Here is a 15506-nt window from a genome sequence, read left to right as displayed (position 1 = left end):
CCGCACTGGACTGCGACCGGGGTATAACGGGTGCCGACAGTTTTGACCCGCCGGCGGCCTCTGGGCAGGCTGGCTGGACTGCTCCGGCTAACCGACAGAATTATTGAGGGCTTGGCGTGAGTCACGACAATCCGAACTTCCAGGCCCTGGACTGGCTTGGGGACGAAATCAACGCGACCCTGGTGCAGGCGCGCCAACAACTGGAGGCATTTGCGTCTGATTCCTCTGCCGACCCACTGCCCCTGCAAAATTGTCTGGAGCTGATTCACCAGGTCCACGGCAGTCTGCATATGGCGGAGCTGGCCGGGGCCGCGATGCTGGCGGAGGAGATGGAGCAGTTGGTCCAGGCCCTGGCCAGCGGCGATGTGGAGAACTCGCAGGAGACGCAGGAATTCCTGATGCGCGCCCTGCTGGAACTGCCGCTCTACCTTGAGAAAGCAGTTTTTCAGCGGCGCGATACCCCCGTGCTCCTTCTGCCCCTGCTGAACGACCTGCGCGCCGTGCGGCGCGAGCGCCTGATTACAGAGGGTGCACTCTTCTCACCGGATCTGTCCCCGCTGCAAATGGCAACTGGGGAGCATCCGGCACTCACAGGAGACAGCGCCAAGCTGACCGAATTGGTGGGCAAGCTGCGCAAAATGTACCATGTGGCGGGCGCCGGACTGATCCGGGACGTCAATGGTGGTGAGAGCCTGGCGTATCTGGTCAAGGTGGCCGAAAAGATGTCGCTGCTGTACAGCGGCAGTATCCGCCGTCCCCTGTGGCAAATCCTGTTGGCGATCTTTGAAGCGATAGGGGAGCACCGCATCAACGTGATGCCGGCGCTGCGCCAGCTGCTGCGCCGTATCGATGTTGAATTCCGCCTGCTGCAGGGTCGGGGCGCCCGGGTTCTGGACGCCGGTCTGGACCGGGACCTGGTCCGCAACCTGCTGTTTTACGTATTCCTGGCCGGCCCCAACGGCCCCCGCTGCCAGTCCATTTACGGGACTTTCGCCCTCGATCGCGCCGTGCCGGGTACCCCGCGACCCGATACCCAGGACGCACTGGCCATGGGGCCAGAGGCACTGGGCACGGTGATCGCGGCTCTGCGTGAGGAAGTGCAGACAGTACGCGACGCACTTGAGCCCAATAGCGGCACCGGCGAGAGCCCACCGCTGGCGGCTACCGTCGCAGTTGCCAAGCGCCTTGCGGATACCCTGGGAGTCCTGGGGCTGGAGGACCAGCGCGCCCGGGCCCGCCGTGTCTACGAATCGGTGCGGGATGCCTCCCGCACTGCCGACAACCAGGATCTGCTGATGCGTGCGGCCGCGGAACTGGTGCAGCTGGATGCATCCCTCGGCGCGGTGCTGGCGAGAAAAGTACACGAGGAGCAGCCGCCGCTGATGGGCGATGCCACCGATACGGTGGTGCGCGAAGTGCGCGCGGAGCTGGAGACGGTCAAAGAGTCCATTGTCGAGTTCATTGCCAGTCACTGGGACCAGAGTTACCTGGCCCGTGTGCCCGGGCGATTACAGGAGGTGCTCGGCGGTCTGGAGATGGCCGGCTATGGTCGAGCGGCGAACATTGTGTCCGCCTGCCGCCGCTATATCTGCGAACAGCTGATGGCTTCGGCGGCAGAGCCCGAATGGAAAGTGCTGGACACCCTTGCGGACGCAATTGCCAGTGTCGATTACTACCTCGAACGCCGTGCTGAAGGGGCTGAGGAAGCCACCATGCTGCTGGCACTGGCGGAGGACAGCGTCGCCGCACTGGGGTTTGCAGTGGCGGAAGAAGTGGTGCCTGTGAACGCCGGGGCAGATGCAGAGATAAAACCACTGAGCAGCGGTGCGCAGAGCGCGGATTCCGGCGGGCAAACTCCCACCACAATTTTTGCTGAAGAAGTCGCCCCCGACGTTGATACGGCACCGGTGGCTGTTGCCGAGAGTGTTCAAACGGAGGACAGCGACGGAGCTGTTGCCGGTGATGACTTGTCCACAGAGGTCGGCGACCCCTACCAAGCGCCGGCTCTGCCCACCGGGGCGCACCCCGCTGGGGAAGTGCCGCCGGCGGCGGTGCCCGAGGAGGACAGCGACAGCCTGATCGACGAGGAGATCCTGGCTATTTTCCTCGAGGAGGCCGGTGAGGTGTTGGATACCATCGGCGAATACTTTCCCCAATGGGCGTCGGACTTCACCAATCTGGAGGCATTGCGCGAGTTTCGCCGCGGCTTCCATACCCTCAAGGGCTCGGGCCGGATGGTGGAGGCGCTTGAGATTGGCGAGTTGGCCTGGGCGGTGGAGAATATGCTCAACCGCGTGCTCGACAAGACCGTCAAGTCCCACAAGGCCCAGGTGGAACTGATTGAGCTGGTGAGACAAAAGCTGCCATCGATGGTGGATGCCTTCCGTCGGGGTAGCGGTGATCCGGATCCGCGGCGAACCGCACAGCTGGAGGACTGGGCTGGCGGCCTCGCCCGTGGGGAAGTGCCGCCCGGCCTGCTGGCCGCCAGCGCTGAAGTTTCCGCGGTTGCGGCACTGGATTTGGATGCAACCACGGATGCCCTTGAGCCCGAACCGGTCCCACAGGGGGAAGTGGATGATGAGATGGGCCAGTTGTGGGAGATCTTTGCCCAGGAGGCGGAGACTCACCTGGCCACAGTGGCAGAATTCTTGAGGGAAATGCGCGCAGCGGCTCCCATTTACGGCGTGCCGTCGGACCCTCTGCACCGGGCCCTGCACACCCTGAAAGGGTCTGCGCACATGGCGGAAGTAACGCCGGTAGCGCAGATTATTGGACCGCTGGAGCGATTCGCCAAGGAGCTCCGCACCTATCAGGTCTCCATTGATGGGGATGTTTACGAGCTGATCAGCGATGGCGCCGACTATGTGCGCGAGGTGTTGGCGCAGATCCGGGCCGGAGATTCCCTGCTGGTCGAAAAGTCGGAGCAGTTCCTGGCGCGGGTGGCCGAATTACAGGAGCGGGCGGTGGGCCATTTGATTCGCGAGCGCGAGGCCAGTGAGCCCCGTGCGGTGGATCCCCAATTGCTGGCAGTGATCATGGCCGACGGCATGCGCGTACTCCTGGATGCCGACCAGATGCTGTCCCAGTGGCGCGCGCACCCCGGCGACACATCCATTTTGCATCCCGTCGTCGACGAGTTGCGGATTCTGCATCAGGCTGCCGAGCAAGCGCAGCTGCCGACGCTGGCGGAGCTGGCGCAACTGTTGTTACAGGTGTACTGCAAGGTTATCGACGGCCACCTGGAGGAGGAGCCGGCGCTGTGGGCCGCGCTGGAGCAGGGCCACAACGAACTGCTGGACCTGGTTGATGCGGTGGCTGCTGCGCAGGACTTGCCGCCAGTCAGCGTAGCGGTGGGAGAAGCGTTGCGCAACCTGGCCCAGGACCAGAGTGACTTGGGAGGTGAGGACGACTACGACTGGTCTGAACTGGGTATCGACGCGGATACATTACCCCAGGCACCGGGTTTCGAGGCCGGGGACAGCCATAGGCAGACCGGCGAAGATGGCCGGGACTGGGAGATCGAAACTTTGCCGGACCGGGCGGAATCCGGCCCCGCGGAGTCGTTCGCAACCGCTGCGGTGCCATTGACCCAAGCTTCTGAGGAACCTGTCGCCCCCGCCATTGAGGTGGACCCGGATGTGGTCGATGTGTTTATGGAGGAGGCCGGTGACCTGGTGGAAGAGCTGGAAGAGCTGATCCAGGGCTGGGAGCAACTGCCTGCAGATGACGCTGTCAGAGAGGCGCTCAAGCGCGCATTGCACACCTTTAAAGGCGGTGCGCGTATGGCCGGCCTGATGGGTCTCGGCGAAGTGGCACACCGTTTCGAAAGTGTCATCGAGGGGATGCAGAGTGCGGCGGAGCCGCCGGCGGAATTTTTTACCGATGCCCACGCTATTTATGACTGCATCGCAGGCGGATTGGAAACGGTCCGCGCCTGGATGGCGGGAGAACAACTGGACGCTTTCAACCAGCTGCTCAGCACCGACTGGGCTGACGAGCAGCTGGCGCAGGATGCCGACCCCGAGGATTATGGGCTGGAGTCAATCGCTCCGGAGCAGGTCGCCGATGAAGTGACAGCGCCGGTCACCGGTGATGAGGCGCCGGGGCCTGAATCCGGGGCCGGACTGGACGAAATTCCCGCGCTTGTGCAATCCCCACAGGTGGGCGCAGAACCGGCGGGCAATGTGTTGCCGTTCGTGCGCAGGCAGGAGAGCCAGGACAGGCGGGAGGCTACCGCGCCAAGCCGCAGCCAGCCACAGGAAATGGTGCGGGTGGCCGCAGAGCTGTTGGAGGAACTGGTCAACCTCGCCGGTGAGACTTCCATTTCCCGAGGCCGGCTGGAAGAGCAAATGAGTGATTTCGGCCTGGCCCTGGAGGAAATGGATTCCACTTTGCTGCGCCTGAATGAACAATTGCGCCGCCTGGACCTGGAGACCGAGGCGCAGGTTCTGTTCCGGCAGGAGCAGCTGGCGGAACACGACGATGAATTCGATCCGCTGGAGATGGACCGCTACTCCTCCATTCAACAGCTGTCGCGCTCACTGCTGGAATCCACTTCGGACCTGATGGAGCTGCGCACAACGCTGAACAACAAGGCGCGCGATACCGAGACGCTGCTACTGCAGCAGTCCCGCGTTAACACCGAGCTCCAGGAGGGGCTGATGCGCAGCCGCATGGTGCCCTTCTCACGGCTGGTGCCCAGGCTGCGCCGTATCGTGCGGCAGGTGAGCTCGGAACTCGGCAAGCAGGTGGATCTGGTGTTCTCCAACGTGGAAGGGGAATTGGACCGCTCCATGCTGGAGCGTATGGTGGCGCCCCTGGAGCATATGCTGCGCAACGCGGTGGACCACGGGATCGAGTTGCCCGATGTGCGCGCGGGATCCGGCAAGCCGGAGCGCGGCCGCATCGATGTGGTGCTCAAGCGGGAAGGCAGTGAAGTGGTGATCACCATCGGCGACGATGGCGGTGGAATCAATCTGCACAAGGTGCGGCAAAAGGCGGTGGAAAAGGGCCTTATGCGCCCGGAAGCGGAGCTGTCCGACAACGAGATACTGCAATTTATCCTCCAGGCCGGTTTCAGTACCGCCGAGCAGGTGACACAGATATCCGGGCGCGGAGTGGGTATGGATGTGGTCTCGGCCGAGATCAAGCAGATCGGTGGCTCCGTGAATATCAGCTCCAAGCAGTACATAGGCACCCAGTTTGTGGTGCGCCTGCCCTTTACGGTATCCGTCAACCGGGCGCTGATGGTGCGGGTGGGTGAGGACCTGTTCGCGCTGCCGCTGAACACCATCGAGGGGATAGTGCGCTTGAGTCCGTTTGAGCTGGAGCACTATTACCGCTCGGAGGAGGCGCACTTTGACTATGCGGGTGAATCCTATAGCGTCAGTTATTTTGGCGCTCTGCTGAAATCCGGCGCCCAGCCAAAACTGGGCTTCACCGACATGCGGCTACCGGTATTGCTGGTGCGCTCGGAGGGGCATGCCATGGCACTGCAGGTGGATGCCATCATGGGCAGCCGCGAAATTGTGGTGAAAAGCCTGGGGCCGCAGTTTGCCAGCGTACAGGGGGTTTCGGGCGCGACGGTGATGGGCGATGGCACTGTGGTAGTCATTCTCGATGCCCACGCACTGCTGCGCCAGTGGGCGGTACAGCAGGCGCGCCCGCAGATGCCGACAATCAGTTTGGAACCCCCGTCGGAGCCGGAACCGGACCAGCGCCAGCGGGAGATTATGGTGGTGGACGACTCGGTGACGGTGCGCAAGGTGACGTCCAGGTTCCTGGAGCGCGAAGGGTTTGTGGTCGCCACTGCCAAGGACGGCCAGGACGCTGTGTTTCAGTTGCAGGACCATATCCCCGACCTGATTCTATTGGATATCGAAATGCCCCGTATGGACGGCTTTGAGGTGGCGCGGCATATCCGCTCCAGCAGCCGGTTGAAGGATATTCCAATCATCATGATCACTTCGCGTACCGGGCAGAAGCATCGCGACCACGCCACATCCCTGGGGGTAAACCACTATCTCGGCAAGCCCTACCAGGAGGAAGTGCTGCTGGAGACGATTCGCGAATACATCGCCGAAGCGGCCACTGCGTAGACAAACACGAACAGCGGGAAAAAGTTGCAATGAGTGGAGTTGAGGCGCTGCCGGTGGACACGCCCCGGGAAGTGAGCAGCCTGTTGCTGCCCCTGCACGATGGCCAGCTGCTGGTCCCGGTGGACACATTGGCGGAGGTGATAGGCGCTCAGACCCCAGTGTCCGCCTTCGATGCCCCCGCCTGGTATCTGGGTGAACTCACCTGGCGTGAACAACAGCTACCGCTAATTTCCTTCGAAGTGCTGCGCGGCGGCGATCTGGCCGCAATGAGCAGCAGCGGCCGCGTTGCCGTGCTGAATACCGGCAGCGCACAGCAACAACTGCCATTTATTGCACTCTGGCTGCGAGGCACGCCGAGACTGGTGCGGGTGACACCGGAGGAGCTGGCGCCCCGCGAGCAGGACTGTCAGCAGGGAGAGCTGATGCATGCGGCGCTGTCCGGAGAAGTGGTGGTGATTCCCGATCTGACTGAAATTGAGCGCGCCTGCCTGGAATACCGCAGCCGGCAGTAACAACAAACCCGCTCAGTTAGTGTGAACAGGCCCTAGCAGGCGGTTGAAAAAGTACTTTTCAGCAGCCTGCTGTCCCGAGCAGGGATGTTCGGGCCGCAAATCAAACATGTAACTGCTTGATTTGTCGTGGAGGGTTTGCGGACATGCATCGCAAACCCGGGTTGAGGAAAGCCGGGGAAGGCTTTTTCAACAACCTGCTAGAACAGTTCCTCTGGTACGGATTCCTGCTCCTGTCCGTTGGGCGGTTCCGGGGTCTGTTGTCCGTCGGGGTAGGCCGGGCGATAAGAGCTGTAAGCACCCCTGCCGGGAACCCGGTCGCTGCGGAAAATCTCGAAGGTCCCACCGCCGGATGTGCGCCTGCCGGTACGGGGATCGATGCGCACTGTGACTATATCGTCCGGCTGTGCCAGGTGCCGTTCCGGTAGTCCCTTGAGTGCGGTTGACATAAAGTCGATCCAGATCGGCAGTGCCGCCGAGCCCCCGTATTCGTTCTTGCCCAATTCGCCGTTGGAATCGAAACCCACCCAAGTACTGGTGGCCAGGTAGGGGCTGTAGCCGGAAAACCAGGCGTCCCTGGGTCCGTTGGTGGTCCCGGTCTTGCCGGCAATATCGCCGCGCTTCATTACCAGCGCTTTTCTTCCGGTGCCCATCTTGATCACGTCCTTCAGCATCGAGTCCATGATGTAGCTGGTTGCCGGTGACATGGCGCGCGGCGCCTGGGGGCGGGCCTGCTCCGCCTCGACTGCGCCCGGGCTCTCTGTGCCCAGGCCGATGGGCTCTTCGCCGGGCTCGGAAGTATTTGCCGGGATACTGGTGTCAGCCAGGTCCAGTGGCTCCCGCTGCAGGGTTTCGCTGCCGGGCAGGGGGCAGTCGCGGCAGACTGTCAACGGCAGGGCTTGATAGACAGGCTCGCCGTTCACATCGAGCACCCGCTCCAGAAGATAGGGTTCCACCCGATAGCCACCGTTGGCGAAGGCGGCGTAGCCGCGGGCCATCTCCAGCGGGGTGAGTGCCGAACTGCCCAGGGCTATGGTGAGGTTGCGAGCGAGTTTGCTGCGCTCGAAACCAAAGTGCTCCACATAGTCCAGGGCATTATCGATACCCAGTGCCTGCAGCAAGCGGATCGACACCATATTGCGTGAATTGTACAGGGCTACGCGCAGTCGGGTCGGGCCGCGGAAGTCGCCTTCACTGTTTTCCGGACGCCACACATCCTGCAAGCCGGCCTGTTCGAAAATAATCGGGGCATCGTTGATCACACTGGCGGCGGTATAGCCGCGTTCAATGGCGGCCGCGTATATGAAGGGCTTGAAGCTGGACCCGGGCTGTCGCGCTGCCTGGGTCACCCGGTTGAAGTGGCTCTGGTGGAAGTCGTAGCCACCCACCAGGGCGCGGATGGCGCCATTGTCCGGGTCCAGTGAAACCAGAGCTCCCTGGGCCGCCGGTACCTGTCCCAGATGCCATTCCTCCCGCGACAAGGGTTCAGCGGCCGCGACATCTGGCTCCGGGTCCGCAAAGGGATCCGGGCCCGAATCTGCGCCGTTGAGGCTGGTGCCGGGATCCGGCGCTGCGCCTTCCGCACTCGCGGAAGTGACTTCCACCCGTTTCAGCCTGATCAGGTCCCCCGGGGCAAAAATATCCTGCGCGGACTGAATACGCGCGCCGCGCGCATTCTCTGAAATGTAGGGGCGGATATCGCTCAGGCCATTCTCCCAGGGCACTTCAACCACCCGCCGGTCCCGCAGCTGGACCTGCAGGCTTCGCTCTGTCACCGCAGTCACCACCGCGGGTTCGAAGCCACCCAGCACCGGGATTTCGTGCAACAGGTCGACCAGCTGGTCGCTGTCCTGCAGCTGGGCGGGGTCCAGGCGCTCCTCCGGACCCCGGTATCCGTGGCGGGCGTCATAGGTCTCGAGCCCCCTTTGCAGTGCGTCGCGGGCGGCCCGCTGCAGCCTGCTGTCGACCGTAGTGATCACCTGATAGCCGTCGGTATAGGCCTTGTCACCGAACAACTCAACCGCTTCCTTGCGGGCCATTTCGGCGATATAGGGGGCATCCAGGTCCAGGTCCCGGCCGTGGTACCTGGCGGTGACAGGTGCGGTGACGGAATTCTTGTAGTCGTCCTGATCTATGTAACCCAGCTCCAGCATGCGCTTGAGGATCCAGTTGCGCCGCACCAGGGCCCGGCTGGGATTCGCGATCGGGTTGTAAGTTGAGGGCGCCTTGGGCAGCCCGGCCATCATGGCCCACTGGGCCAGGCTCAACTGGTCGATGTTGCGGCCATAGTAAACCTGTGCCGCGGCCTGAAAACCGTAGGCGCGGTTACCGAGAAAGATTTTGTTGATATACAGCTCGAGGATGTCGTCCTTGCTGAGTTCCCGCTCTATCTGCAGGGAGAGCAGAATCTCGTTGAACTTGCGCACAAAGCGCTGTTCCCGGCTCAGAAAGAAGTTGCGAGCCACTTGCATGGTCAGGGTGCTGCCGCCGGACTGGATGGAACCTGTCTGCAGCAGTTGGGTGACCGCGCGCAGCAGGCCCTTGATGGAGACGCCGTTGTGGGCATAGAAGCCGGCGTCCTCGGCGGCAAGTATGGCTTTGATGAAGAGGTCGGGGGTCTGCTGGATGGTGATGGGGCTGCGGCGCTTCTCACCAAATTCACCGATCAGCTCCATGTCCCGGGAGTAGACCCGCAGGGGCGTCTGCAGGCGCACATCGCGCAGACTCTCCACCGAGGGCAATCCCGGTTTGAGATAGAGAAAGATGCTGGCGAAGGCCATAGCGGCGGCGGCGGCCCCCGCTGCACTGAGCCACAACAGTGACAGCAGGCGGTTGCGGGTCTTAAAAGTCATGAACTGGCTACTGGCTGGTTAGGTGTCTAAATACGGCTCAGATACCCAATTATACGAATATTGTGAGCCGATACCTATGCAAAAGGCGGTTGCTGCTGTAATTTAAAGTGCTATAACATGAAACTCTCATAACCTGCGGAAAAAATAAGAAAAATGGGAATACTCCCTTTTTTGAACAAAGGTCCAAAGGCCCTGCTGGGACTCGATATTAGCTCTACGGCGGTCAAATTACTGGAGCTGAGTCGCAACGGTGACAAATACCGGGTCGAGTGCTATGCGGTGGAGCCTCTGCCGGCCAACGCAGTGGTGGACAAAAATATCAACGATGTTGGCGCTACGGCCGAGGCAGTGCGCAAGGTGGTGCGCCGGGCCAAGACCAAGTTGCGCCAGGCTGCGGTTGCGGTCTCCGGTTCGGCGGTGATAACTAAGACCCTGGAGATGCCCGAAGACCTGTCCTCAGATGCTCTGGAGGCTCAGATTGCCCTGGAGGCCGATCAGTACATTCCCTATCCCCTGGATGAGGTCAACCTGGACTTCGAAGTGCAGGGGCCTTCGGACAAGGGCGAGGGGCAGGTGGAGGTCCTGCTGGCGGCTTGTCGCAGCGAGAATGTGGAGCAGCGCGTGTCCGCCCTGGGGGAAGCCGATTTACAGGCGGCGGTGGTGGATGTAGAGGCCTACGCAATCGAGCGCGCCTATACCCTGCTGGAGGGCCAGTTCCCTCCGCAGGAGCAGCTGGTGGTGGCAGTCGTGGATATCGGGGCCACCATGAGTGCCCTTTCGGTTCTCGTGGACGGCAAGACTGTCTACACCCGCGAGCAGCTGTTCGGCGGCCGCCAACTCACCGATGAGATACAGCGCCGCTATGGACTCTCGGCGGAGGAGGCCGGCCTGGCCAAGCGCCAGGGCGGCAGTGGCCTGCCCGACGACTACCATGCCGAAGTGCTGGAACCCTTCCGCGATGCGGTGATTCAACAGGTTACCCGCTCCCTGCAGTTTTTTTACTCCTCCACCTCCTACAGCGATGTGGACTACATTCTGCTCGGCGGTGGTGTCGCGGCGATGGAGGGACTGGTGGATCTGGTGGGTGAAAAACTCGGCAAGCCCACCATGGTGGCAGACCCGTTTCAGGGCATGGCGGTCGCCTCCCGGGTCAACCGCCTGGCGCTGGCCCGGGAGGCGCCCTCGATGATGATTGTGGCCGGGCTGGCGATGCGCGAGCGGGAGTTCTGATCATGGCGACCATTAATCTCCTACCCTGGCGCCAGGAATACCGCGCTCAAAAACAAAAGGAATTCCAGCAGGTCATGGTCCTGGTGATCATCGTCGCCGGCCTGTGCACCTTTTTGTGGATGAAGACCGTTGACGGTCGGATCGAAAATCAAAATGCACGCAACCAGCTACTTCAGCAGGAGATTTCCGCACTGGACAAACAGGTGCGGGAAATTAAGGACCTGAAGAAGCGCCGCCAGCAGTTGATCGACCGTATGCGGGTCATTCAGGCGCTGCAGGGAAACCGCCCGCTGGCGGTGCGCTACTTTGACGAAATGGTGCGCGCCGTGCCGGAGGGCCTGTGGCTCACAAACCTGCAGCGCACCGGTGACACGGTTCTGATAGCGGGCGTCGCCGAGTCCAATAACCGCGTATCCTCACTGATGCGCAACCTGGACCAGTCGGACTGGTTCGAGTCTCCAAACCTGACAGGTGTTACTGCGAAACCTGAGTTCGGTGAGCAGGCCAGCGCCTTTCAACTGACTGTGACGGTCACGGGGCGCAAGCAGGAAGAAGACCAGCAGCGGGCGGACGCGCCCCTTGCGGCGGCCGGATAGAGAGGCCTCACATGGCACTGGAAGATACGTTTAAAAAGCTGGGCGAACTCGATATCAACGATATCGACTTTTCGCGCGTGGGCGTCTGGCCAATAGCCGGGCGCGTCGCACTGCTGACGCTGATCGCGGCGGTTCTGATCGGTGGGGGTTACTATGCGCTGATCGGAGACCGCTACCAGCATCTGGAGCTGGCAGTCACAAAGGAAGCTGAGCTTTTTTCCCAGTTTGAAAAAACATCGTTTGAGGCGGCCAACCTGGATGCCTACCGGACGCAACTGGCGGAGATGGAGGAGACTTTCGGTGCGCTGCTGGAACAGCTGCCCAAAGATACCGAAGTGCCGGGACTGTTGGAGGATATCGACGATTTTGGCCGCGGCAGTGGCCTTACCATTCAGAAGATAGCACTGGAGGATGAGCAGGTGGGGGACTTCTATGTGGAGTTGCCCATTCGTATCGAGGTACAGGGCGGCTATCACGAGTTCGGTGCCTTCGTCAGTGGCATCGCCGGTATGCCGCGCATCGTCACCCTGCACGATTTCTCTATCGAAAACAGCAAGGACGGGGCGACGCTGCTGAATATGGTGATCAATGCCAAGACCTACCGTTATAAAGAGCAGGGAGACGAGGAGGGATGATGAAATACACTGCCCTTGCAATTGCCCTGTTGACACTGGCCGGCTGCAGCCAGCACAACAATCACGCGGACTTGCGCCAGCGCATGGCGGCGGTGAAGAACAAGCCCCGCGGCCAGATAGAGCCAATACCGACTTTTACCCCTTACAGCCCCTATGTATACGCTGCTGCGGCATTGCACAGCCCCTTTAGCCGCCCCATCCTCGAGGGCGACCAGGGCCCGAAGGGCCGCCGGCTGGAGGTTGCACCGGATACCAACCGCCAGCGGGAACTGCTGGAGAGCTTTAATTTCGACGCTCTGTCCATGGTCGGCACCCTTTCCTGGGGCGGTCAGATATGGGCGCTGGTGGATGATGGTGACGGCGGTATACACCGCATCACGGTAGGGAATTATCTGGGTAAAAACTACGGTCGTGTGATCAACGCGTCTCGCTCGCAACTCGATGTGCTGGAAGTTGTGCCGGATGGTACCGGGGGCTGGATTGAACGGCCGCGGGCCCTGACTTTGGAAGAGAAGGACAACCAATAATGATCAAACAGCAACTCGCCAAAGTGTTGGTTGCCGCCGGGGCAGTGTTGCTCAGCCTGGTGCTGCCGCCTGCGGTGTCCCAGGCGCAGGCCAATCAGCTCAATGATATCCAGTTCTCGGAACTGCCGGGGAGCCGGGCTCAGCTTCGGCTGACTTTCAGCGACATACCGCCGGAACCCACCGGCTACACCATTGAGCAACCGGCCCGTATCGTTCTGGACTTTGCCGGCGTGGAGAGCGCCCTGCCGCAGAAGAAATATGCCCTCGGCATAGGTGCGGCCCGCAGCGCTGTGGTGGTATCCGGCGAGGACCGCACCCGCCTGATCGTCAATCTGGATAAGTTGCCGGTGTATACCAGCGAGCGCCAGGGCAACCAGGTGGTGCTGGAGATAGGGACGGATTCGGCCACCACCGCGTCGGTGGCCACAGCCCCGGTGACCACCCACAATCGCGACCAGGCACTGGACCTCGGGGGCCAGCAGCACTTTCGCGCCGCCAGCAACGTGGCCATCAGCAATGTGGATTTCCGCCGCGGCGAGGCCGGTGAGGGCAAGGTGATTATCAGTCTCTCCGATCCGGCGGTGAACATCGACGTGGAGCGCACCAAAGGTCGGATTCTGTTGACCTTTCTCGGCGCTGATCTGCCGGACACCCTGCGCCAGCGCCTCGATGTCACTGACTTCGCCACCCCGGTGCAATCGATCACCGTCGACTATGACGGCCGCAACACCGTCATTGCGGTAGACCCCGGCAAGGCCGACTACGACTACCTTGCCTATCAGGCCGATAACGAATATGTGTTGAGCGTCAAGCCGCTAACAGTGGCGCAGGTACGGGCGCAGGAAAAGGAATTCCAGTTTAGCGGCAAGAAGCTGTCGCTGAACTTCCAGGATATCGAAGTGCGCTCGGTGCTGCAGCTGATCGCCGACTTCACCGATCTCAACCTGGTTGCCAGTGACACCGTAGAGGGCCGTATCACCCTGCGGCTCGACGGGGTACCCTGGGACCAGGCTCTGGATCTGATTCTCAAGGCAAAGGGGTTGGACAAGCGTCAGGAAGGCAATGTCTTTATGGTTGCCCCGGCGGCGGAGATCGCCGAGCGTGAGCGTCAGGAATTGGAGACACGCCGTCAGTTGGAAGAACTCGCACCCCTGCGCACCGAGTATATTCAGGTCCGCTATGCGGATGCGCGGGAGTTGTTCAGCCTCTTCTCCGGCCAGCAGCAGGGAGGCGCTGGTGGCGGCCTCAATCAGGGTAACTTCGCCGGCGGCAGGGATGATGCAGATCAACGCAGCATCCTCTCCTCCCGGGGCAGCGCCATCGTCGACGAGCGCACAAACACGATTATTCTGACCGATACGGAAGAAAAGATTGTTCAGTTTAGGGAATTGATCGACGCTATCGATATCCCTATACGGCAGGTGATGATCGAAGCGCGGATAGTCAATGCCAATACCGACTTTACGCGGGAACTGGGGGTGCGCTGGCACTACACTGAGAACCATGACATCGACGACGGCAAAATCGGCATAGGCTCCGGCAGTCAGATAGCGGACATCCGCGATGCCGATGGGGCCGGCCCCGATGTGGATGCACCCCAGTCCTCCCACGACCCGCTGTTGGTCGATCTCGGTGTTGCGCAATCGGTGGGCAACATCGCCTATGCGATACTGAAGGACAACCTGTTTCTGGGGTTGGAACTGTCGGCCCTGGAAGACGTGGGCAAGGCGGAGATAGTGTCGCAGCCGCGGGTGGTGACCGGTGACAAGCAGCAGGCCAATATCCAGTCTGGGGTGGAAATTCCCTACCTGGAGGCCACCTCTTCCGGTGCGGCGTCGGTGACTTTCCGCGAGGCGGTGCTGGAACTCAACGTTACCCCGCAGATAACCCCCGATAACAACATCATTATGGATCTGCAGATAGACCAGAACAGTGTGGGTGAGCTGTTTACCGACCTGGTGACTGGCAGCTCGATTCCCTCAATTAATGTCAACTCTCTGCAGACCAAGGTCCTGGTGCGCAATGGCGAGACCATAGTGCTGGGGGGCATTTTCGAGAGCCAGGTGATCGAGGGCGAGAGCAAGGTCCCATTGTTGGGGGATATTCCCTATCTGGGCCGTCTGTTCAAGCGAACCAACCGCAATGACGACCGCCGGGAGCTGTTGATGTTTATTACTCCGCGCATCGTCGAAGACGAACCCTATTTCTCCAAGTGATCAGCCGTTCCATCTTTCTTGTCGGCCCCATGGGGGCCGGCAAGTCCACCATCGGCAAATTACTGGCCGTTCAGTTGCGCTTGCCGTTCGCCGACTCCGACCGGGTGCTGGAGGCGCGCACCGGTGCCGATATACCGTGGATTTTCGACGTGGAGGGGGAAGCCGGCTTCCGCCGCCGGGAGAGTGAGGTGTTGCAGGAGCTGTGCCAGGGCCCCACACAGGTTGTGGCGACCGGTGGCGGCATAGTTCTGGACGAGCAAAACCGCCGCCAGCTTCGCAGGCACGGACTGGTGATTTATCTGCAGGCGAGCGCCGACCAGCTCCTCAAGCGCACCGCCAAGAATACCAATCGTCCCCTGCTCCAGGTTGCCGATCCACAACGGCGTATTGTGGAGTTGCTGAATCAGCGGGATCCGCTGTACCGGGAGGTGGCGGACATTATTTGCGATACGGATCACTGCTCACCGCGCCAGGCGGTGGACCTGGTGATTGAGCGCCTGTCCCAGACGCCTACGCCGGGCGATTGATGCCTTCCTCTCCGCGCCCTCTGTTATTAATCCGGCAGCTCAACTAGTCGCCGGATTAATGTGGTACAGGGATATGCCGTCGTCAGGAGCAGGCAGGCGCAAGCCCTTTCCCATAATTGCGCCGATTTTCAGGGGCGGCAATCCAATCGATACGGGATCATTTAGTGTGAAGAGGCCCTAGCAGGCTGTTGATTTTCAGCCAGATTCAAACACGGTAATCGTTTGAATCCGCAATTCTCGGCCCAAATAGACGATTTAAGGCCATTTTTTACCCTTACGGGCCTTGGTGGCGAGCTTTCCCCGCCTTCAAGACGGA

9 protein-coding genes are annotated in these 15506 nt (G+C 61.3%); 8 read left to right on the top strand and 1 reads right to left on the bottom strand.

Annotated elements, in window-relative coordinates; translation table 11 throughout:
* Window positions 1-116 precede the first annotated feature (116 nt).
* Together AB1S50_RS02725 and AB1S50_RS02720 are read left to right on the top strand one after the other, a co-directional pair.
* Entirely contained in the window at window positions 117-6098 is a 5982-nt protein-coding gene (locus AB1S50_RS02725; RefSeq protein WP_367148856.1) for a hybrid sensor histidine kinase/response regulator, read from the top strand.
* 29 nt (window positions 6099-6127) lie between these two features.
* Window positions 6128-6610 (top strand): chemotaxis protein CheW, encoded by a 483-nt coding sequence (locus tag AB1S50_RS02720; protein WP_367148855.1) that lies wholly within the window; start codon window positions 6128-6130, stop codon window positions 6608-6610.
* Window positions 6611-6807: 197 nt separating this feature from the next.
* Here AB1S50_RS02720 and AB1S50_RS02715 read toward each other — a convergent pair whose 3' ends face one another.
* Window positions 6808-9459: a penicillin-binding protein 1A gene (locus AB1S50_RS02715; RefSeq protein ID WP_367148854.1), complete on the bottom strand. Its 2652-nt coding sequence runs from the start codon at window positions 9457-9459 to the stop codon at window positions 6808-6810.
* A 153-nt stretch (window positions 9460-9612) separates the two neighbouring features.
* Here AB1S50_RS02715 and AB1S50_RS02710 point away from each other — a divergent pair, with 153 nt between their 5' ends.
* The 6 genes from AB1S50_RS02710 to aroK are packed head-to-tail and all read left to right on the top strand — an operon-like array spanning window position 9613 to window position 15190.
* Window positions 9613-10689 carry a pilus assembly protein PilM gene (locus AB1S50_RS02710; protein ID WP_367148853.1) on the top strand — a complete coding sequence of 359 codons (1077 nt, stop codon included), beginning with the start codon at window positions 9613-9615 and terminating at the stop codon, window positions 10687-10689.
* 2 nt (window positions 10690-10691) lie between these two features.
* Window positions 10692-11285 carry a PilN domain-containing protein gene (locus AB1S50_RS02705; RefSeq protein ID WP_367148852.1) on the top strand — a complete coding sequence of 198 codons (594 nt, stop codon included), beginning with the start codon at window positions 10692-10694 and terminating at the stop codon, window positions 11283-11285.
* A gap of 11 nt (window positions 11286-11296) precedes the next feature.
* Window positions 11297-11920, top strand: coding sequence for a type IV pilus inner membrane component PilO (pilO, locus tag AB1S50_RS02700; protein WP_367148851.1), 624 nt, complete (start codon window positions 11297-11299; stop codon window positions 11918-11920).
* Entirely contained in the window at window positions 11917-12447 is a 531-nt protein-coding gene (locus AB1S50_RS02695; RefSeq protein ID WP_367148850.1) for a pilus assembly protein PilP, read from the top strand. Before pilO ends, AB1S50_RS02695 begins: the two co-directional genes overlap by 4 nt.
* A complete protein-coding gene (pilQ, locus tag AB1S50_RS02690; protein ID WP_367148849.1) occupies window positions 12447-14663 on the top strand; it encodes a type IV pilus secretin PilQ in 2217 nt (738 codons plus the stop codon). The genes AB1S50_RS02695 and pilQ overlap by 1 nt, the downstream gene beginning before the upstream one ends.
* On the top strand, window positions 14663-15190 hold the full coding sequence (gene aroK, locus AB1S50_RS02685) for a shikimate kinase AroK (protein WP_367149021.1): 528 nt from the start codon (window positions 14663-14665) through the stop codon (window positions 15188-15190). Before pilQ ends, aroK begins: the two co-directional genes overlap by 1 nt.
* Window positions 15191-15506 lie beyond the last annotated feature (316 nt).

Source organism: Microbulbifer discodermiae, from assembly GCF_040742695.1.
Classification (GTDB): Bacteria; Pseudomonadota; Gammaproteobacteria; order Pseudomonadales; family Cellvibrionaceae; genus Microbulbifer.
The sequence above is the reverse complement of the archived record's forward strand: the minus strand, read 5'-3'. Positions and strand labels throughout refer to the sequence as shown.

What these genes read in the sequence shown, in the direction of transcription:
- AB1S50_RS02720 (WP_367148855.1), top strand. Translation starts at nt 6,128, where the DNA reads ATGAGTGGAGTTGAGGCGCTGCCGGTGGACACGCCCCGGGAAGTGAGC.
- AB1S50_RS02715 (WP_367148854.1), bottom strand. Translation starts at nt 9,459, where the DNA reads ATGACTTTTAAGACCCGCAACCGCCTGCTGTCACTGTTGTGGCTCAGT.
- AB1S50_RS02710 (WP_367148853.1), top strand. Translation starts at nt 9,613, where the DNA reads ATGGGAATACTCCCTTTTTTGAACAAAGGTCCAAAGGCCCTGCTGGGA.
- AB1S50_RS02705 (WP_367148852.1), top strand. Translation starts at nt 10,692, where the DNA reads ATGGCGACCATTAATCTCCTACCCTGGCGCCAGGAATACCGCGCTCAA.
- pilO (WP_367148851.1), top strand. Translation starts at nt 11,297, where the DNA reads ATGGCACTGGAAGATACGTTTAAAAAGCTGGGCGAACTCGATATCAAC.
- AB1S50_RS02695 (WP_367148850.1), top strand. Translation starts at nt 11,917, where the DNA reads ATGATGAAATACACTGCCCTTGCAATTGCCCTGTTGACACTGGCCGGC.
- pilQ (WP_367148849.1), top strand. Translation starts at nt 12,447, where the DNA reads ATGATCAAACAGCAACTCGCCAAAGTGTTGGTTGCCGCCGGGGCAGTG.